This window comes from Streptomyces spirodelae, from assembly GCF_017676385.1.
In the GTDB taxonomy this organism is placed as follows: Bacteria; Actinomycetota; Actinomycetes; order Streptomycetales; family Streptomycetaceae; genus Streptomyces; species Streptomyces spirodelae.
In genome coordinates this window covers 152,230-170,827 of the sequence record NZ_JAFFZN010000007.1, presented here as the reverse complement: position 1 = coordinate 170,827, position 18,598 = coordinate 152,230, and the positions used below count along the sequence as shown (strand labels likewise).

Sequence of the window (18,598 nt, the reverse complement as noted above, 5' to 3'; positions counted from 1 at the left end):
CCTCCCGTCACTGAGGGTTGTCAGCGAGTGCTCGTGCCGCCCGGGCGCAGTGGGCGAGCGCCGCACGCGCGTACGCGGGTGAGGCTCCCGCGAGCCCGCACGTGGGGGTGACCACCACGGACTCGCTCAGCAGCCCCGGAGACAGCCCGAGCCTGCGCCACAACGACCTGACACCCCCGACGCTACCGGCAGGGTCTGACAATGCCCCGCCGGCCGGCTCGGCGCCGGGTACGACACCGGCGAAGAGCACCCCGCCGCCCTCGACCAGTTCACCGACCGCCTCGTCGTCACGCTCGGTGAGCAGCGAGAGATCCAGGGAGACACCGTCCGCACCGGCCCGGCGCAGCAGCCCGAGGGGCACGCCGGGAGCGCACGAGTGCACAACGGCCGGCCCGTCGTGGACGGCGAGCACCTCGCGGAGAGTGGATTCGACCACCGCGCGGTCCACGGCCGGATGGGTGCGGTAGCCGCTGGCCGTCGGCAGGCTGCCGCGCAGCACGGCCGTCAGCGACGGCTCGTCCAGCTGCAGCACGAGGGCAGCGCCCGGCACCCTGCGGCGCACCTGAGCCAGGTGTGCGGCCAGCCCCTCGGTGAGCGAGGCCGCCAGATCGCGGACGGCGCCGTGGTCGCCCAGCATGGCCTCGCCGTTGCGCCGCTCCAGGCCCGCGGCGAGCGACCAGGGGCCGACGGCCGACACCTTGACGCCGCGCGGGCGTTCGCCCTGGCCGTACCCCTGGGTGAACTCCTCCAGCGCGTCGAGGTCTTCCCCCAGCCAGGCGCGGGCCCGTCTGGTGTCCCGGCCCGGCCGGTCGCTGATCCGCCACCCGCTGGGCTCCAGATGGACGTACAGCTCGGCCAGCAGCCCTGCCGTGCGGCCCAGCATGTCGGCGCCGGGGCCCCGCGCCGGGAGCTCGGGGAGGTACGTCAGGTGTTGCGGTTCCTCCAGCGATCCGGTGACGGTCCTGGCGGCCTCGCGCGCGTTGGTGCCGGGCATGGAGCCGATACCGCTGGCCGCCGCCGGGCCCCAGGCGGGTGGCGGGTTCTCGTTGCTCACCGGGTCAGCCTCCGGGCTTTACGCTCAGGTCCGTGACCTCCGCGCCCCTGGGCAGGTCGAGGGCGGTCAGGATCGTGGTCGCCACCGCCTCGGCGGGGATCCACCTGCCGGGCTCGTACTCCTTGCCCTCCTGGCGGTGCACCTTCTCCTGCATGGGCGTCGCGGTGCGGCCCGGATAGACGGAGGTGACCCGCAGGCCGTTGCCGCTCTCCTCGCCGCGCAGCGCGTCCGCCAGCGCCCTGAGGCCGTGCTTGCTGGCCGCGTACGCGCCCCACTCGGGGTTGGCCCGCAGGCCGGCGCCCGAGTTGACGAAGACGACGTGGCCGCGGGAGCGGCGCAGCTGCGGCAGCAGCAGCCGGGTCAGCTCGGCGGGGGCCACCAGATTGGCGGCGAGGGTGGCCTGCCACAGCTTCGGGGTGCAGTCCCCGACCGCGCCCAGCTCGACGACGCCCGCGATGTGCAGCAGCGAGTCGACGTCCTCGGGGAGCGTCTGGTGCTCGAAGGCCCAGGAGAGGCGCTCGGGTTCGGCCAGGTCGCCGACCAGCGTGCGGGCGCCGTCGAACCGGCGGGCCAGCTCCTTGGCCCGGCCCGCGTCCCGGGCCAGCAGATAGAGGGTGTCGCCGCGCTCCTGGAGACGGCGCGCCACCTCGGCCCCGATCCCGGAGCCCGCGCCTGTGATCACGTGTGTTGCCATGCCCCCATGATCCCGCACCGCCGCCCTGGGCAGCTCGCGTGGCTCCGCGCGCCCCTGGCAGGGCGCGTGCGCTCTCACGCCGCGAAGATCGACTCCAGTTTGTCGTACTCCTCCAGGCAGCGGCCCGTGCCCAGGGCCACGCAGCCCAGGGGCTCGTCGGCGACCGTCACCGGCATGCCCGTCTCCTTCATCAGCCGCTCGTCCAGGCCGTGCAGCAGCGCACCGCCCCCGGTCAGCACCATGCCGCGCTCCATGATGTCGCCGTACAGCTCGGGCGGGCACTCCTCGAAGGCGGCCTGCACCGCGGCCACGATGGAGCGCACCGGGCGTTCGACGGCCTCGCCGATCTCCTCGGGCGAGAGCTGGACGACCTTGGGCATACCGGTGTGCTTGTCGCGGCCGCGTACGGGGACGAACTCGCCGCTGCCGAGCGACATCTTGATCTCCTCGGCGGTCCGCTCGCCCACCGCGATGGTGTACTCCCGCTCGATCCAGGAGGCGATCGCCGAGTCCAGCGCGTCGCCCGCCACCCGCACGGAGCGGGCTACGACCATGCCGCCCAGCGAGATCACGGCGATCTCCGTACTGCCTCCGCCGATGTCCACGACCATCGAGCCGCGCGCCTCGTGCACCGGCAGCCCGGCGCCGATGGCCGCCGCTATGGGCTCCTCGATCAGCCGCACCGAGCGGGCGCCCGCCCGGTCGGCGGTCTGCACCACGGCGCGCCGTTCGACTCCGGTGACGCCGCTGGGCACGCACACCACCACCCGGGGCGACCTGCCGCGGCCCTTTCCGTCGCGGACCGCGCGGATGAAATACCGCAGCATGCCTTCCGTCGCCTCGAAGTCGGTGATCACCCCGCCTTTGAGAGGCCGGGTGGCCATGATGCTTCCCGGTGTCCGGCCCACGGCCTGCCGTGCCTGGGCGCCGACCGCGAGCACTTTTCCGGTGTTCGTGTCGATCGCGACGACGGAGGGTTCGTCCAGGACCACGCCCCTGCCGCGTTCGTACACCAGCGTGTTGGCCGTACCGAGATCTATGCCGATGTCCCGGCCGCGGAACGGGGAGGAGGCGGCGGAGAGGGCGGAGTGGGTGCGCTTAGCCATGAGTACTCGCCTGGTTCGGTGCTGTGTTGTACGGGGTTGCACGAGTCGTACGGAATTGTGGTGCTGCCATCCGCAGCATACCCAACTGTCCTGTTTGCTGCGGCAGGTGGGCCGCACCTCGCAGCAGACAATCTTGAATCGCAAAGATGCTGGTCGGAGCGCGTTTTCCGGACAATCGCACGCATGCTCAGGCGAGTTGGTGGCATAGATCTCCGGGCGGTGGATAGCTATGCAGCGGAGACCACGCGCGGTTCACCGAGCCCGAAGCCTGGTGCGTCCTCGGCGACCGCGCCTTGGGCCACCGTCTCTACCACTGGAGGTTTCGTCATTTCCGCGCGACCGGCTCAGGAATTCGGAGACAACCCCGTCGAGGTCCGGGAGACCGGACACTACACAGAGGAATACGTCCCCAGCTTCGTGGAGAAGTGGGATTCTCTCATAGATTGGGAGAAGCGAGCGGAGAGCGAGGGAAATTTCTTCATCGACCTGCTGCGAAAGCGGGGCGTAAGGAGCGTCCTCGACGTCGCGACAGGGACCGGGTTCCATTCGGTACGGCTGTTGGAAGCCGGCTTCGAAACCGTGAGCGCGGACGGCAGCGCCGACATGCTCGCGATGGCGTTCGAAAACGGAATGAAGCACGGCGACCACATCCTGCGCGTCGTACAGGCCGACTGGCGATGGCTCAACCGGGACGTTCACGGTGAGTACGACGCCATCGTGTGCCTCGGCAACTCGTTCACGCATCTCTTCTCGGAGCGCGACCGGCGGAAGGCGCTGGCCGAGTTCTACGCGATGCTGAAGCACGACGGAATCCTCATCCTGGATCAGCGCAACTACGACGCGATTCTGGACCGAGGCTATTCCAGCAAGCACACCTACTACTACTGCGGCGAAGATGTCGCAGTGGAGCCGGAATACATGGACGAGGGGCTGTGCCGCATGCGGTACCGCTTCCCGGACAGCTCGGTGTACCACCTCAACATGTTCCCGCTCCGCAAGGACTACACGCGGCGCCTCATGTCCGAGGTCGGGTTCCAGCGCATCGAGACGTACGGCGACTTCCAGCACACCTACCGGGACGAGCAGCCCGACTTCTTCGTGCATGTCGCGGAGAAGGAATACCGGATGGAAGATCAAGGGGAAGGGGCTTACGGCGGTGCCGTGAGTACGGCGAGGAGTTATTACAACTCCCCCGACGCCGACACCTTCTATTCTTCCGTGTGGGGCGGCGAGGACATACACGTCGGCATTTACGCCGATGCAAAGGAGCCCATCGCGGACGCCAGCCGCCGCACCGTCGAGCGCATGGCTTCCGGACTCGGTCTCACCGAGGAGTCCAGGGTCCTCGACCTCGGCTCGGGCTTCGGCGGCTCGGCCCGCTATCTGGCCGATACCTTCGGCTGCTCGGTGCAGGCCCTCAACCTCAGCGAGGTGGAGAACCAGCGCCACAAGGAACTCAACGCGGTCCGCGGCCTCACCGACCGGATCGAAGTCGTGGACGGCTCGTTCGAGAGCGTGCCGTTCCCCGACTCCAGCGTGGACGTGGTCTGGTCGCAGGACGCATTCCTGCACAGCGGAGACCGTATCCGGGTGCTGGAGGAGATCCGGCGGGTTCTGAAACCGGGCGGGCGGCTGGTCTTCACCGACCCGATGGCCGCCGACGGCACCGACCTCGGTGCGATCCAGCCCATCCTGGACCGCATCCACCTCGACGACATGGGCTCACCCGGCTTCTACAAGCGGGAGCTCACCCGCCTCGGCTTCACCCCGACCGAGCACGAGGACTCCCGCGAGGGCTTCGAGGACCTGCGCGAGCAACTCGTCAGGCACTACGGACGGGTGCTGGAGGAGACCGAGCGGCAGGAGGCCGAAGGGCTCGCCTCCAAGGTCAGCAGCGACTATCTGAGCCAGATGAAGAGGGGGCTGGCGCACTGGGTCGACGGCGGTCAGAAGAACCGCCTCACCTGGGGCATCTTCCGCTTCACCGTGCTGAAGGGCTGACCCGGGACGGGCTGGGTACCGGTACCGGCCCCCTCTCCCCGTCCCACGGCCGGGGAGAGGGGGCCGGTCCGTCCAGATAGACCCTGTCCGGTTCCAGGGAGGGGACGAGCTCGCCGTACCGCTCCGGCGGGGTCGACGGGCTCGACGGGCCGGACGGCAGGCTGCCGTGCATGGGGTTGCCGGAGTAGCCGGCATCCCGCTCGGCCGAGCCGGACTCGTCGTCCATCTCGCGCCAGCCGAACGAAGGCTTCGGCTCCTCCTGCCAGCTGAGGGTCAGGATGCCGCCGGTCACCACCAGCACCGCCCAGACCGCGCCCAGCCAGATCCAACGCCGCCGTGCTCGCAACTCCACTCCCCCACCTGTCGGTTGACGGCCCTCCCTGCCCCCCGGGGCCGGACTGCCGTAGTGTGCCACGCCATACCCGAACCGGTGTACGGCCGCCCCCGCCACCCGACTGTTCGGCGCCGGAGTGCGGCCGTAAGCTGGCCGTCATGGCCTCTGCTGCACCCATGAACATCTGCGTCTTCTGCTCGGCCGCCGAACTCGACAGCGTCTACACCGACGCGGCCCGCGAGTTCGCCGGACTCCTCGGCAAGCGGGGGCACAGCCTCGTGTGGGGCGGCTCGGACTCCGGGCTGATGAAGGTGGTGGCCGACGGCGTGCAGGAGGCGGGCGGCCGCCTCATCGGCATCTCGGTGGAGTTCCTGCGCGATGTCGCCCGGCCGGACGCCGACGAGATGATCGTCACCGCCGACCTCGCCGAGCGCAAGGCGCTGATGCTCGACCGCGCGGACGCCGTCGTGGTCCTGGTCGGCGGCACCGGGACGCTGGACGAGGCGACCGAGATCCTGGAGCTGCGCAAGCACGGGATGCACGCCAAGCCCGTCGTCGTTCTGAACACAGCCGGCTTCTACGACGGGCTGAGGCAGCAGATGGCCCGGATGGAGGCCGAGGGCTTCCTGCCGATCCCGCTGGCCGACCTGGTCACCTTCGCTGACGACGGCCAGCAGGCGCTGGAGCTGCTGGGCGCCTGAGCCGCGGCCCCCGCCCCCGTCCCCGAAGGGGGCGAGAGGCCCACCGGTCACACAGCCGGCACGGCGCGCTCCGTGCGGTCGATCGTGGCCGAGCCGACCACACGGGTGCCGTCGTACAGCACGATGGCCTGCCCCGGGGCGACGCCGCGCTCCGGCTCGGCGAACCGCACCCGAAGCTCGCCGTCGACCAGCTCCGCCTCCACCGGCGTCTCGGCGCCGTGCGCCCGCAGCTGCGCCGTGTAAGGACGGGGGCCGTCGGCCGGGGGCGCACCGCACCAGCGGGGCCGTACCGCCGTCAGCGCGGCGACATCGAGGGAGGCCGCGGGCCCGACGGTGACCGTGTTGTCGACCGGGGAGATGTCCAGCACATAGCGCGGCTTGCCGTCCGGCGCCGGGTGGCCCAGCCGCAGGCCCTTGCGCTGGCCGATGGTGAAGCCGTACGCGCCGTCGTGGGTGCCCACCTTGGTGCCGGACTCGTCGACGACGTCGCCCTCGGCCCGGCCCAGCCGGGAGGCGAGGAAGCCCTGGGTGTCACCGTCGGCGATGAAGCAGATGTCGTGACTGTCCGGCTTCTTCGCGACGGACAGACCACGCCGCTCGGCCTCGGCGCGGATCTCCTCCTTGGTGGTGAGGGTGTCGCCCAGCGGGAACATCGCGTGAGCGAGCTGCCGCTCGTCGAGCACCCCGAGCACATAGCTCTGGTCCTTGGCCGCGTCACTCGCACGGTGCAACTCCCTGCGGCCGTCCTCACGCGTCACCACAGTGGCGTAGTGGCCGGTGCACACGGCGTCGAAACCCAGCGCGAGGGCCTTGTCCAGCAGCGCGGCGAACTTGATCTTCTCGTTGCAGCGCAGGCACGGATTGGGCGTACGGCCTGCCTCGTACTCCGCGACGAAGTCCTCCACGACGTCCTCGCGGAAGCGCTCCGCCAGGTCCCACACGTAGAAGGGGATGCCGATGACGTCGGCGGCCCGGCGGGCGTCGTTCGAGTCCTCGATGGTGCAGCAGCCGCGCGCTCCCGTACGGAACGACTTAGGGTTGGCGGACAGAGCCAGATGCACGCCCGTCACCTCGTGTCCGGCCTCGGCGGCTCGGGCCGCCGCGACGGCGGAGTCGACGCCGCCGGACATGGCGGCCAGGACGCGCAGCGGGCGCGCGGAGGCGGTCCCCCGCGGGGATGCAGTAGTCATAGCGCCCTCCAGGGTAGACGGAACCACCCGATGACCCGAACGCGTTAGGAAGCGCATGGGACAGGCGGAGGATGAAGGACGGACCGGCGGCCCGAGCGGCGGCCAGGAACCCGGCGGCCGGAGCGGCCAGGAGACCGGGCAGCGCGGTGTCGCCCGGCGCAGGCTGCTGATCGCCGGCACCACCGCGGTCGGCCTCGGTGTGCTCGGCGTGGCCACCCAGCAGGAGGTCAAGCGCTGGTGGTGGCGGATGCCGGGGAACGACAAGCCCCGGATGGAGGGCCAGGTCGACGACGCCCGCGCCCGGTGGGTGGCCGCCGCCGACGCCAACATGCGCCGCGGGGACCGGCCCGCCGACTACGGCATCGACCGGGTGGTCGTCCACGTCGCACAGGGCAGCGCGGCGGCCGCCGTGAAGGTCTTCCGGAACCCGGCGCACCAAGCGGCGGCGCACTACATCGTCTGCCAGGACGGGCAGATCATCCAGATGATCCGCGAGCTGGACGTGGCCTTCCACGCGGCCAACAAGGAGTACAACGAGCGCAGCATCGGCATCGAGCACGAGGGCTGGATAGACCGCCGGCAGGACTTCACGGACGCCATGTACCGGTCCTCCGCGAGGCTGACGGCCGGAATCTGCGCGCGGTACGGGTTTCCTGCCGACCGCAAGCACATCATCGGACACAACGAGGTGCCGGGTGCCGACCATACGGACCCTGGTCGGCACTGGGACTGGGACAAATATCTGCGGCTGGTGCGGAGGGAGATGAAGGTGGAGAGCACGCTGCGGGACAAATAGACCGCGCGCTTGGGCAGTCTGCGCCAGGGGCGCAGGGTGGGCAAGCGCAGCCCCCCATGCGGGGCACCCGGTCAGCTCAGGCCCGCGGTGCGGGCGCGCTCCACCACCGGGCCGATGGCCTTCGCCAGCGCGTCCACGTCCGCTTTCGTCGAGGTGTGGCCCAGTGAGAAGCGGAGCGTGCCCCGGGCCAGATCGGGATCGGTGCCGGTGGCCAGCAGGACGTGGCTGGGCTGGGCCACGCCCGCCGTGCAGGCCGACCCGGTCGAGCACTCGATCCCCTGCGCGTCCAGGAGCAGCAGCAGCGAGTCCCCTTCGCAGCCGGGGAAGGAGAAGTGCGCGTTGGCCGGGAGCCGCCCGGCCGGGTCGGGGTCGCCGTTGAGCACCGCGTCGGGCACCGCTTCGCGCACGGCGGCCACCAGCGCGTCCCGCAGCGCGCCCACCTCGCGGACGAAGTCGGGCCGGCGCTCGACGGACACCCGCGCGGCCGTCGCGAACGCGGCGATGGCGGGGGTGTCCAGGGTGCCGGAGCGGACGTGCCGCTCCTGGCCGCCGCCGTGCAGCAGGGGTACGGGGGCGAACTCGCGCCGCAGCAGCAGCGCGCCGACGCCGTAGGGGCCGCCGGTCTTGTGCCCGGTGACGGCCATCGCGGCCAGCCCCGACTCCGCGAAGGAGAGGTCGAGCTGGCCGAATGCCTGGACGGCGTCCGAGTGCAGGGGGATGTCGAATTCGGCGGCCACCCGCGCCAGTTCCGGCACCGGGGTGACGGTGCCGATCTCGTTGTTGGCCCACATCACGGTGGCCAGCGCGACGTCGGCCGGGTCGCGTTCGATGGCCTCGCGCAGCGCGTCCGGGTGCACCCTGCCGTACCCGTCGACCGGCAGCCACTCCACGCGGGCGCCCTCGTGCTCGGCCAGCCACTCGACGGCGTCCAGCACGGCATGGTGCTCCGCCGGGCCCGCCAGCACCCGGGTACGCCGCGGGTCCTGGTCGCGGCGCGCCCAGTAGAGCCCCTTGACGGCGAGGTTGTCCGCCTCGGTGCCGCCCGCGGTGAACACCACCTCGCTGGGCCGGGCGCCCAGCGAGGCAGCGAGCGACTCCCGGGACTCCTCGACCGTGCGCCGCGCACGCCGTCCCGCGCCGTGCAGCGAGGAGGCGTTGCCGACGACCGCGAACTGTTCGGTCATCGTCCGCACCGCTTCGGGCCACATGGGCGTGGTGGCGGCGTGGTCGAGATAGGCGGGGTGGGCGGAGTCAGCCATGGTTCCCCAATCCTACGGTTCCCCACGGGGCGCACGACCGGCGCGTGGCAGCGCACCCGCCCGGCTGACCGCCCGCCCCCTCAGCCGCGGTTCTCGGCCTGGAACATCCAGTGCTGAATCACCAGATCATGCCTCGACCAAGGTGAACGGCTTCTCTGCCGTCCTGGATTCCGGAATCCTTCCGCCTGCCCGGGAAGATTCCCCCCGGCCCGCCGGAGTCTTCCGGGCCGCTGCCCACGCGTCATCGAGCACACCGCGGGTCTTCTCCTCCGCCTCGGCCCACAGGTGCGCATAGACCCGGAGCGTGGTCAGCACGTCCTTGTGCCCGAGCCGCTTCTGCACCACCCGCGGGTTCTCCCCGCCGGCGCCGAGGGACCCGGCGTTACCGAAACCGTCGCGGGCCCCACCCGCACCCCCCGCGCGTAGGGAGAGCCCATGGACGCCACCGCCCTCGGCGCACTGCTACTCGGCGTCGGCGGAGTGGCAAGCCAGCGGTGGCGTTCGTGGGCAAGCGCGGGGAAAACGCGATCACCGGATACAGCTCGCTGACCAACGACCTGCAGGAGGAGCGTGACGCGCTCCGCCTCCAGCTCGCCGAGCTCCATGGCCAACGTGCCGCCGACCAGGCAGAGATCGCACGTTTGCGCGGCGTCATCACTCGACTCGGAGGGGACCCATCGTGACCCGCACCCAGCGCGTACTCGCCCGCCGCTGGCGGCCCGTGCTGCTGGCGTGCCTCCTGGTGGCTCTGTCCGGGGCGGTGGTCGTCATCTGGGCGAGGATCGACCGCGAGGCCGACCGCGCGCACCAGCTGGCGGCCGAGGCGGATCGCCGCGGCGAAGCAGTCAGCACGCTCGCCGGAGACCTGCGTGTGCTGCGCGCGCAGATCAGGGCCGAGGGCGGGAAGCCCAAGGCGCCCGACCCCAAGCGGGCCGTGAAAGATCTGCCGGAGCGGGCCGAGGTGCCCGTGCCGATCCCTGGCCGCCGAGGGCCGTCCGGGAAACCCGGGCCGCCCGGGGCTGCGGGCAGCGACGGAGACGACGGGCAGCGCGGGAAGGCAGGCAAGGACGGGAAGACCGGTGAGAAGGGCGAGCGGGGCGAGACCGGGCCCACCGGACCGCCCGGGGAGCCGGGGGCCGACGGGCAGGACGGCGCCCAGGGTCCGCAGGGTGAGCGTGGACCCCAGGGTGAGCGCGGGCCGCAGGGTCCAGCCGGGCCTGCCTGCCCGGACGGCTACTCGCTGCAGGCGCCGCGGTGGGACCCTGATGCGCTGGTGTGCCGCCGTGACGGCGCCCCGGAGCGCAGCCCCGGAAAAGAGCCGGAGACCGCCGCACTCCTCGACCGCAAGCGCTGGTGACTTCGCCCCCGCTCCGTTGAGGAGCGGGGGCAATTTCGTGTGTGCTCTCCCGGAACACTGCGTGCTGTGCCACGTTGGAACCCCACGCCTCCCCAGACGAGTCCGCCCCGCCACCTCCGGGTGGCGGGGCGGGTTTGTGCGTTCGGGCGCCAGGTCCGCCCCGCACATCTGGGATCAGCCCTTCCGGGCGGCACCCTCCGGCCACACCACTGTGACGCCAAGCCCCTTGGCCTGTGCCTGCTGCACGGTGTCCGCGGTGCCCCCCTTCCCCGAAGGGGGCTGACCATCCCAGACCGCCACCAGCCGGTCCGCACGGCGTAGCAGCTCAGCGTTGGCAGCCTCGTACGCCGTTCGGTTCGCGGTCTCGTGCGGCATCACGATCTCCTCCGAGGCGGCCGCGCGGAGCCGGTCGAAGGTGGGCGCGTGCTCGGGCTTGACCTTGGCCTCCCGGTAGTCCCTGCTGGGCAGCACAACGATGAGCCGGCCGCCGGCTGCCAGGACGGCCTCCGCGAAGAGACTGTCACTGCCCTTGGCGATGCAGGAGACACCGACGAGGTCGGTGGGCTCGTGGTCGGCGAGGACCTTGTCCAGTGCCTCACGGACGAGTGGCACGGCCTCGTCCGTGAGGTCCATGTGTCCTGTCACCGCGAGAGTGGTCATCAGGTGTGCCCTTCATCGGTTCGCCAGCAGTTCACGGAGGCGGTCGCGTGCGTCGCGGACGGCGCGCGCCTTGCTGTGCCCGACCGTATACGAGTACAGCTCGCCGAGTTGATCACGTACTCGAGTGGACGCGGTCTGCGTAGCGGCGTCCGCTGCACGGTGCGTCTCCTGGACAGCGCCTGTGACGTCCCCGGCTAGGAAGTGGCACTCGGCCAGGCCGATCCGGTCGAGTGCGTGACTGCGGGCAGCCTCCGGGCCTCGGCGGTCGAGAGCCTGGCGGATATGGTCCGCGGCTCCTTCCGCGTGATCGCGGTCCTGGCGGGCGAGGTCGAGCAGCCTGCCGCCGGTGACACCGGCCAGCTCCGCCTCATCGAAATACGCGATCCAGTACGGCTCCTCATCGTGAGCCGTCGATTCCGCCAACGCCGCCCGGGCCTGCGCGGTCGCCCGGCGGAACGCCGCAGTACGGCCCATGGCCGCCAACGCCCACGCTTCCCGGGTGTGCAGCATGGCCCGGACGCGCGGTCCTGCGACTCGGCGGGACCCTTCTTGCGCGAGGCGCACGAGTTCCAGCGCGTCCTGCGGCTGCTGGCGGTAGAGCATCTGCCTGGCCATCCCTGCCAGCACGTTGGCGCCGAAGACCTCATCTTCGGCGCCATGGGCGCTCCGCAGCGCCAGCCGGTAGTAGTCCTGAGCCCGCCGCTGGTACCCCGTGTCCCACGCCATCGTCGCGGCGGTACCGGACAGGTGCGCCATGACCCGATAGAGGCGGCTTTCAACAGTGTCTGTCTGGTGCTCGTTCAGCGCTGCTGCCACTTCGGCGAGCTGCCCGAGGACGGCCTTACGACGCAGGCCGCCACCGTGCTGGTGGTCCCAGCGGCGGAACGCCTGCGCAGTCTGCTCCAGCTGCTCCACGTCCCGGGCGCCCAGGCGCCCAACCCTTCGGGTGCGGGGTGATGCTGCGGCCGGCTGGAGCCACGCTTCCAGCGGGTCGAGGAGGGCGGTGCCGGTGACTGCGGCTGCCGCGAGCGCGCGCGAGGCGCCGCGACGGTCCATCACGAGATCGCTCCTTGTCAGGTTCCCAGCCAGCGCGACTGTGGCGTCCGGGCGCCACGGTACGTCGTCGTCTGCTGGCTGCCGTTCACCTGGTGCGTCTGCCGGGGGCGAGTCGGGTGGGGTGCTTTCCCACGGGCGGGGTGCCAGACCGACGAGAGCGCCGGGAATCCGGAGCCCGTCTGCGATCCGGCGGATGACCTCTATCGACGTGATCTGATGCTGACCCTTGATGATCGTGGAGACCTTGCCGGGAGTGAGCTGACACGCCGCTGCAATGCGGTTCTGGGAGAGGCCGCCCCACTTCTTGATCAAAATGAAAGCGGCGGCGAAGTCGTGCTCCTGGAGGGCGCGGCGCACATCATCCCGGGTCAGGACATCGGCGGCGAGCGGGCCGGGGTGGTGGCGTCCATGTGAGCCAACTTCCGGAAGTGGTCCTAAGCGTAAGGGAATCTCACGCTGCCCAAGCAACGAGCGTATTACCGACTCGGTAACCCCCTTCGGTTATACCGGCGTTGCGCCCCCGGTTCGAGTCTTGTGGTGGATCTGCTACCCGAAGTCGAGGACCTGGCAATGACGTTTGGATCAGCCCCAGCGCGCGGCGACTATGTGGCGGACGAGTCCACGCGGCAGGAGAAGCCGCCCGAGCCCGCGTGGGTGGGCCGCGTCCAGCAGGCGCTCGCCGATGGGCGTGTTCAGCTCATCAGCCACACCGGCTACGAATGGCCTGCCAACCCCGACCAGGTGCGTCCGGCCACCCAGCAGGAGCGCGACGCCTACAACGCGGCACGCCGCGTCTTCCTCCGCCCCTGGCAGCGGAGGGCCGATGCGTGAGCACCATGACCCTTCGGATCTCCCGCGACGGCGGCCGCACGTGGAGCTGTCGGCGCGAGCTGCGCGGTGGCGACAGCTGCGCCGTGAGCATGGCGTGGCCGCCGTGCCGCTGCCCGGGCTGCCGACAGGAGCGTCCGCGACGCTGGCTAGGCCGACGAGGGTGGGGCCGCCGTGCCGCCTGAGCCCACAGCGATGACAGCCCGGCGCGGCACCTGGTACGGAACCTGCCCCCGCTGCCGGCGCCCTCTCCCCAAGCAGCACCACCGACGACGCGGGCCGCGTCGTCAGCATCCGCTGCCGCAAGTGCGACGCCCCACCGAAGGACCAACCCCGTGACTGGGTCCCCCGACAGCCCGGTGCAGTCCCTGAGCCGCCATCTACGCCAGCAGCTGCACCTGCACGGGCGCCGACGCGCGGCACAGACCCCCTTCCTCCTCGCCGTGTGGCAGTTCACGCCGCGCGAGGACCGCGCCACCGTGCTGGCACGCCTCGCCTGGCACGCCCGGGACTCCCGAAGCGCGGTCCTGGCGGCGCCTGCCGACCAGGCCGAGCGGCTGGCCAAACGGTTACGCCGGGACGCAGGGCGATGTGGCACCTGGCAAGAGATCTCCGTGGCGGACGCGCTCGATGCCGACTGGCGCCAGCAGTTGGAGGCCGCCCTGGTGCTCCTCGCCGCGTGCCCGGACCGTGCGGCCGCCCTGCCCGTCGAGATCGCGCAGCCGGGAGATACGCCGTGAGGGATGACGACCTGGTGCGGGCCGTTGCGCAACTGCGCGACGCCGAGGACGAGGGCGAGGGCGACGGGGAGCCGTGCGACCTGTGCGACCAGATCCACCACATGCTCGCCCTCGCGCAGCACAGGCAGGAAACCGAGGTCGAGTACGCCTTAGCCGTCGTGATGCTGCGGCATCGGGAGGCCAAACACGGAGGGCCGCCGGAACTGCGGCTGATCGCGACCGCCTCATGACCCCCGCCCCGGGCGGGCCGCCACGCACGGCGTCCACTCCAACGCGTGACGGCCACAGCCCGGAGGCGGGTCCCCGAGAAATCCGACAGAAGGAGGAGCACGATGCTTGCGCTGATCCTGTCCGCGGACCCCGAGGACGACGAGCCTACCCAGCCCGCTGACGAACCCGATTGCGGCAGCGGCCAAGGCTGCGGCGGCGACCGGTAACAACTCGATACGCGTGGCGCCCCCCTCAGCGGGGCGCCACGCTCCACCAGGAAGGACCGGACGGGTGCACTGGCACGCGTACACGTACACCGGGGGCCAGTGGCCCAAGGACAGCGAGGCCCGGAACCTCCAGGCCGCGGTGCCTCCCAACACCATCTCGCACTGGTTCCGCAAACCGCAGCAGCTGCGCGCTGGCACCTTCACCGACCCGGACGAGACCTTCGCCTGGTTGGAGAAGGAAGTCCACGCCACCCCACCCACGAACCCCGAGGGCAAGTTGGAGTACCTGCGCGACTGCATCAACCGCGGCACCGACGCATACGCTGGCTACTACTCCAGAGGCCAGCTGGTCGTCCGCTGCGCCCTGGTGTGCCCGCGCGACGGCGAACGCTGCCCGGACCCACCACGATGACCGCCCTGGCCGTCCGTGCCCCCCTGCGGACGGCCAGGGCTCACCCGGTCAGTCCCGCACGATGTCAGCGAGCGGCATCCCCAGCGCGTCAGCGAGGTCCACGAGCCAGTCGAGGCGCGCGCCGATTGTGCCCAGCTCGATGCGGTAGATGGTCTTGCGGTCGAGGCCGACCCTCTCGGCCAGAGACTCCTGGGTGAGGTTGGCCCAGAGCCGGGCGTCCCTGATGCGGATTCCGACTCGGCGACGGGCAGCGAGCGCTCGGGTGGAGGGTGGATCGGCAGGCACTCAGAAACGCTCGATGGCCCATGATCATTTGTCTGCACCCAGCCAGGGTCAGTTTTGGATCTTGACTCGCGGGTACCTGGCATATGCCTACCCATGAGCTGGCCCCAGGGAGCCGTCACTCCCCGGCGGCCATCCGAAGGCCCCCAGTCGCCAGCCTGGGGGCCTTCTTCCTGTGCTGGCGTTCCGGAATCGTTCCGGACCGCCAGCCGAATTCCGCAAATCTTCCGTACAACTCCGGAACGTTGCGTTGCGCAGCGTTACGCCTCGATACGTACGTCGCTGCAGGTCACCCCGCCTATCACGCCCCTGACCTCAGCCGCGGTTCTCCGCCTGGAACATCCAGTGCTCCTTCTCCAGGACGCCGGTGAGCTGGATGAAGACGTCCTCGGTGACCGGGTCGACGGAGCCGACGGCGTTCATGCGCTCCCGGGCCTTGGTGATGACGGCGCCGAGGGCCTCGACCATCAGGCGGACGGCGTCGTTGTCGGGAAGCCAGCCCTCCTTGACGGTGGCGACGGCGCTGCCGCCGGCGACGCTGGTGGCGCGGCCGTCGGGGCTGACGCCGAGCGCCGAGGCGCGCTCGGCGACGGTGTCGGAGTACTGGCGGGCGGTGTCGACGACCTCGTCGAGCTGGAGGTGGATGGACCGGAAGCGCGGCCCGACGACGTTCCAGTGGATCTGCTTGGCGACGAGGGAGAGGTCGATCAGGTCCACCAGAGTGCCTTGCAGCGCCTCGGCGACGGTCTTGAGATCCGACTCGGGAAGCGTGCTCTTCACTGTGTAGGTCACGTGCGTCGCTTTCTCTCGGACAGTCTCTTTCTCTCCCAAAGTAAGCACATCCGACGAAAGCGGACCTGGGCCACGCCAGACCGGTGCTACGCCCGTGCCAGTTGCCTGGACTGCGCGACCAGCCGGTCGGCGGTGTCCCACACCTCGGCGTCCTCCTCCAGGAAGCCGCCCGCCAGGTTGCGGGTGGTGATGGCGACCCGCAGCGGCCCGGGCGCGGGGCGGGCCCGGACGTGGACGGTGAGTTCGACGGTGGGCACCCATCCGGTCAGCCCCAGGTCGAAGCCGGTGGGCGGCAGCGCGTCCACGGCCATCAGAAGGGAGAGCGGGTCCGGTTCGCGGCCGTCCGCCAGTTCGAGCCAGGCCCGGATCTCGCCGCGCATGCTGGGCGCACCCAGCGCCCAGCCGCAGGTCTCCGGGTCGAGCCGCAGATCGAGGCGGCGCCCCATCTCGGGCACGGCGGCGTCCCCGCCGGGGTGGTCGGTGGCACGGAAGCACTGCTCGCGCGGCGGCATGGCGGGCGGCTTGGCGCTGGTGCGGACGTCGTCGGAGAGCGTCGCCAGGTCGCCGTAGGTGGCCAGGGCCCGGATGCGTTCGATCTCCCGGCCCCGCTCATCGGTCTGGAAGAGCCCGGCGGAGGCGGTGGAGACGGTACGGCCGCTGCGGGCCACCGAGGTGCGGACGGTGGCCGGGCCGGCCACCGTGGCGGTCAGGTAGTGGGCCGTGAGGGTGAACGGGTCCGGGTGCGGGAGCGCCTGGCGCAGCGCGCGGCCCACCACGGCCAGCAGATAGCCGCCGTTGAGGGCCTTGCCTATCGCCCAGCCGGGGGACAGCAGCGCCTCGTGGACGCCGGGCTCGCTGGTGCGCACCGCGGTGTCGCGGTCGAACTCGCTGCCGTCGGCGGGGGCCTGCCGGGTGATCTGGGAAGGCGCGTCGGACATGGGAGGCACCGTACACCGGACTTGTTACCCGCGGGTAGGCGCATCGGGTGTGGAGCCTGCCGCGTCCGCGTCCATCGTCGCGCTGCTGCGCTTCCACGCGCGCGGCGCCCGCCAGTTGTAGCGCAGGGCCAGCAGCCGCAGCACGAAAGCCAGCAGGGCCGCGCCCACCGCGGTGCTGGGGCGTACCGCGTCCAGGTGGATCAGCAGCGCGACGGCGCTGGCGCCGACCACCGCCGGTACCGCGTAGACCTCGCGGTCCCAGCGCAGCAGGGAGGGGACCTCGTTGGCCAGCACGTCGCGGAGTACGCCTCCCCCGGCGGCCGTGGCCAGCCCCATCACGACCGACGAGGTCAGGCTCAGCCCGTACTCGTGCGCCTTGAGCGTGCCCGTCACACAGAACAGACCCAGCCCCGCCGCGTCGAAGACGCTCACCGCCTTGTTGATCCGCTCGACCTCGGGATGGAGGAAGAAGACCAGGACGGTGGAGACGAGGGGCGTCAGGAAGTAGCCCAGGTCGGTGAAGGCGGCCGGGGGCACGGCGCCGATGACGACATCACGGAAGAGTCCCCCGCCGAGGCCGGTGACCTCGGCGAGCACGGCGATACCGAAGACGTCGAAGTTGCGGCGGACGGCCAGGAGGGCGCCGGAGATGGCGAAGACGAAGATCCCGGCGATGTCCAGCCAGTACTGCAGCGGAGGACTGAAGAGGGTTTCCACCGTACCTTTGTATCCGTACGTGTATCCGTACGGCTTGTCGCCCTCTTCGGGAGGCGTCCCGAAGGGGGCCGGGCACGGCGCCCGGCCCCCGGAGAGCTCAGCTCTTACCGGCCTCGGCTTCCCGCAGCAGCTTCGTGTCGCCCGGCTCCTGGTCCGGCGCGTTCTCCGGATGGTGGCAGGCCACATTGTGGCCCGGAGCCAGCGCGACCAGCGGCGGCTCCTTCGTGCGGCACACCTCCGTCGCCTTCCAGCAGCGGGTGTGGAACCGGCACCCGGACGGCGGATTCATCGGCGACGGCACATCGCCCTGCAGCAGAATCCGCTCCCGGCTGTCCGCGGCCTTGCGGCGCGGGTCGGGCACCGGCACCGCGGACAGCAGCGCCCGCGTGTAGGGGTGCATGGGGGTGTCGTACAGCGACTTCCGGTCGGTCAGCTCCACGAGCTTGCCCAGGTACATCACCGCGATCCGGTCCGAGACGTGCCGGATGACCGACAGGTCGTGCGCGATGATCACGTAGGTCAGACCGAGCTCTTCCTGCAGGTCGTCCAGGAGGTTGACGACCTGCGCCTGGATGGAGACGTCCAGCGCGGAGACCGGCTCGTCGGCCACCACCAGCTTCGGGCTCAGCGCCAGCGCACGGGCGATGCCGATGCGCTGCCGCTGGCCGCCGGAGAACTCGTGCGGGTAGCGGTTGTAGTGCTCGGGGCTGAGCCCCACCACCTCCAGCAGCCGCTGGACCTCCTTCTTGACACCGCCCTCGGGCTGCACGCCCTGCAGCTTGAACGGCGCGCTGACGATGGCGCCGACCGTGTGCCGCGGGTTCAGCGAGGAGTACGGGTCCTGGAAGATCATCTGAACGTCGCGGCGCAGCGGACGCATCCCGCTGACGCCCAGATGGGTGATGTCCTTGCCCTCGAACTCGATGGTGCCGTCGGTCGGTTCGAGGAGCCGGGTGATCAGCCGGCCCATCGTCGACTTGCCGCAGCCGGACTCGCCCACGACGCCGAGCGTCTCACCGGCGCGGACCTCGAAGTCGAGTCCGTCGACGGCCAGTACCGCGCCGACCTGCCGCTTGAAGAGCCCCTTGGTGATGGGGAAGTGCTTCTTGAGCCCGCTGACCCTCAGCAGCGGCTCGCCTTCGCGCGGCTCGTCCTTCGTGCCCAGGCCGCCCGGCGCGGTCGTGGAGCCGGCCGTCTGCTCGGAGCCCGGGGACTTCTCGGGTTTCGTCATCGGCTCGTCGTCC

At 71.0% G+C, this 18,598-nt stretch carries 24 protein-coding genes; 10 read left to right on the top strand and 14 right to left on the bottom strand.

From position 1 onward, the window contains the following. Positions 1-7 precede the first annotated feature (7 nt). From JW592_RS10555 to JW592_RS10545, 3 genes are all read right to left on the bottom strand, one after another. On the bottom strand, positions 8-1,054 hold the full coding sequence (locus tag JW592_RS10555; protein ID WP_307805367.1) for a methionine synthase: 1,047 nt from the start codon (positions 1,052-1,054) through the stop codon (positions 8-10). A gap of 4 nt (positions 1,055-1,058) precedes the next feature. Continuing rightward, entirely contained in the window at positions 1,059-1,748 is a 690-nt protein-coding gene (locus JW592_RS10550) for an SDR family oxidoreductase (protein WP_209264699.1), read from the bottom strand. Positions 1,749-1,822: 74 nt separating this feature from the next. Further along, positions 1,823-2,854, bottom strand: coding sequence for a rod shape-determining protein (locus JW592_RS10545; protein ID WP_209264698.1), 1,032 nt, complete (start codon positions 2,852-2,854; stop codon positions 1,823-1,825). Between the two features lie 327 nt (positions 2,855-3,181). Between JW592_RS10545 and JW592_RS10540 the strand changes: the two genes are divergently transcribed. After that, a complete protein-coding gene (locus tag JW592_RS10540) occupies positions 3,182-4,855 on the top strand; it encodes a glycine/sarcosine N-methyltransferase (protein WP_443742756.1) in 1,674 nt (557 codons plus the stop codon). Here the strand turns inward: JW592_RS10540 and JW592_RS10535 are convergent. Next, positions 4,836-5,207, bottom strand: coding sequence for a hypothetical protein (locus tag JW592_RS10535; RefSeq protein WP_209264697.1), 372 nt, complete (start codon positions 5,205-5,207; stop codon positions 4,836-4,838). The genes JW592_RS10540 and JW592_RS10535 overlap by 20 nt on opposite strands. Before the next feature lie 158 nt (positions 5,208-5,365). Here JW592_RS10535 and JW592_RS10530 point away from each other — a divergent pair, with 158 nt between their 5' ends. Next, complete coding sequence (locus JW592_RS10530; RefSeq protein ID WP_209264759.1) at positions 5,366-5,890, top strand: LOG family protein; 525 nt, start codon at positions 5,366-5,368, stop codon at positions 5,888-5,890. A 47-nt stretch (positions 5,891-5,937) separates the two neighbouring features. Here the strand turns inward: JW592_RS10530 and mnmA are convergent, their stop codons facing one another. Beyond that, positions 5,938-7,080, bottom strand: coding sequence for a tRNA 2-thiouridine(34) synthase MnmA (gene mnmA, locus JW592_RS10525; protein WP_209264696.1), 1,143 nt, complete (start codon positions 7,078-7,080; stop codon positions 5,938-5,940). Between the two features lie 55 nt (positions 7,081-7,135). On the opposite strand from mnmA, the gene JW592_RS10520 reads away from it, so the two are divergent. Then, complete coding sequence (locus JW592_RS10520; protein ID WP_209264695.1) at positions 7,136-7,876, top strand: N-acetylmuramoyl-L-alanine amidase; 741 nt, start codon at positions 7,136-7,138, stop codon at positions 7,874-7,876. Between the two features lie 71 nt (positions 7,877-7,947). Here JW592_RS10520 and JW592_RS10515 read toward each other — a convergent pair whose 3' ends face one another. Continuing rightward, on the bottom strand, positions 7,948-9,135 hold the full coding sequence (locus JW592_RS10515; RefSeq protein WP_209264694.1) for a cysteine desulfurase family protein: 1,188 nt from the start codon (positions 9,133-9,135) through the stop codon (positions 7,948-7,950). Between the two features lie 126 nt (positions 9,136-9,261). Then, positions 9,262-9,480 (bottom strand): hypothetical protein, encoded by a 219-nt coding sequence (locus JW592_RS10510; protein ID WP_209264693.1) that lies wholly within the window; start codon positions 9,478-9,480, stop codon positions 9,262-9,264. Between the two features lie 158 nt (positions 9,481-9,638). Here JW592_RS10510 and JW592_RS10505 point away from each other — a divergent pair, with 158 nt between their 5' ends. Next, entirely contained in the window at positions 9,639-9,818 is a 180-nt protein-coding gene (locus tag JW592_RS10505; protein ID WP_229375600.1) for a hypothetical protein, read from the top strand. Next, a complete protein-coding gene (locus JW592_RS10500) occupies positions 9,815-10,492 on the top strand; it encodes a collagen-like protein (protein WP_209264692.1) in 678 nt (225 codons plus the stop codon). Before JW592_RS10505 ends, JW592_RS10500 begins: the two co-directional genes overlap by 4 nt. A gap of 174 nt (positions 10,493-10,666) precedes the next feature. Here the strand turns inward: JW592_RS10500 and JW592_RS10495 are convergent, their stop codons facing one another. Then, a complete protein-coding gene (locus JW592_RS10495) occupies positions 10,667-11,152 on the bottom strand; it encodes a hypothetical protein (RefSeq protein WP_209264691.1) in 486 nt (161 codons plus the stop codon). Between the two features lie 12 nt (positions 11,153-11,164). Continuing rightward, positions 11,165-12,520 carry an NsdA family TPR-like regulatory protein gene (locus JW592_RS10490; RefSeq protein WP_372446483.1) on the bottom strand — a complete coding sequence of 452 codons (1,356 nt, stop codon included), beginning with the start codon at positions 12,518-12,520 and terminating at the stop codon, positions 11,165-11,167. Here JW592_RS10490 and JW592_RS33335 point away from each other — a divergent pair. The 5 genes from JW592_RS33335 to JW592_RS10470 all read left to right on the top strand — a co-directional run bounded on the left by JW592_RS33335 (position 12,425) and on the right by JW592_RS10470 (position 14,625). Further along, positions 12,425-12,622, top strand: coding sequence for a hypothetical protein (locus JW592_RS33335; protein WP_307805365.1), 198 nt, complete (start codon positions 12,425-12,427; stop codon positions 12,620-12,622). The two genes, JW592_RS10490 and JW592_RS33335, sit on opposite strands and share 96 nt — an antisense overlap. Before the next feature lie 156 nt (positions 12,623-12,778). Next, positions 12,779-13,039, top strand: a complete 261-nt coding sequence (locus JW592_RS10485; RefSeq protein WP_209264690.1) for a hypothetical protein — start codon at positions 12,779-12,781, stop codon at positions 13,037-13,039. A 332-nt stretch (positions 13,040-13,371) separates the two neighbouring features. Beyond that, on the top strand, positions 13,372-13,776 hold the full coding sequence (locus JW592_RS10480) for a hypothetical protein (RefSeq protein WP_209264689.1): 405 nt from the start codon (positions 13,372-13,374) through the stop codon (positions 13,774-13,776). Further along, on the top strand, positions 13,773-14,006 hold the full coding sequence (locus tag JW592_RS10475) for a hypothetical protein (RefSeq protein ID WP_209264688.1): 234 nt from the start codon (positions 13,773-13,775) through the stop codon (positions 14,004-14,006). The genes JW592_RS10480 and JW592_RS10475 overlap by 4 nt, the downstream gene beginning before the upstream one ends. A 271-nt stretch (positions 14,007-14,277) precedes the next feature. Then, positions 14,278-14,625 (top strand): hypothetical protein, encoded by a 348-nt coding sequence (locus JW592_RS10470; RefSeq protein WP_209264687.1) that lies wholly within the window; start codon positions 14,278-14,280, stop codon positions 14,623-14,625. A 48-nt stretch (positions 14,626-14,673) separates the two neighbouring features. On the opposite strand, the gene JW592_RS32670 is transcribed toward JW592_RS10470, so the two are convergent. The 5 genes from JW592_RS32670 to JW592_RS10445 all read right to left on the bottom strand — a co-directional run bounded on the left by JW592_RS32670 (position 14,674) and on the right by JW592_RS10445 (position 18,585). Continuing rightward, positions 14,674-14,910, bottom strand: a complete 237-nt coding sequence (locus JW592_RS32670; RefSeq protein WP_209264686.1) for a helix-turn-helix transcriptional regulator — start codon at positions 14,908-14,910, stop codon at positions 14,674-14,676. A 312-nt stretch (positions 14,911-15,222) separates the two neighbouring features. After that, on the bottom strand, positions 15,223-15,699 hold the full coding sequence (locus JW592_RS10460) for a Dps family protein (RefSeq protein ID WP_209264685.1): 477 nt from the start codon (positions 15,697-15,699) through the stop codon (positions 15,223-15,225). An 86-nt stretch (positions 15,700-15,785) separates the two neighbouring features. Further along, the gene (locus JW592_RS10455) at positions 15,786-16,637 is read right to left on the bottom strand and encodes a thioesterase family protein (RefSeq protein WP_209264684.1); all 852 of its coding nucleotides are present in this window, start codon (positions 16,635-16,637) and stop codon (positions 15,786-15,788) included. A 24-nt stretch (positions 16,638-16,661) separates the two neighbouring features. Then, positions 16,662-17,354, bottom strand: coding sequence for a trimeric intracellular cation channel family protein (locus tag JW592_RS10450; protein WP_209264683.1), 693 nt, complete (start codon positions 17,352-17,354; stop codon positions 16,662-16,664). A gap of 97 nt (positions 17,355-17,451) precedes the next feature. Beyond that, the gene (locus JW592_RS10445) at positions 17,452-18,585 is read right to left on the bottom strand and encodes an ABC transporter ATP-binding protein (RefSeq protein WP_209264756.1); all 1,134 of its coding nucleotides are present in this window, start codon (positions 18,583-18,585) and stop codon (positions 17,452-17,454) included. Between the last annotated feature and the right edge of the window lie 13 nt (positions 18,586-18,598).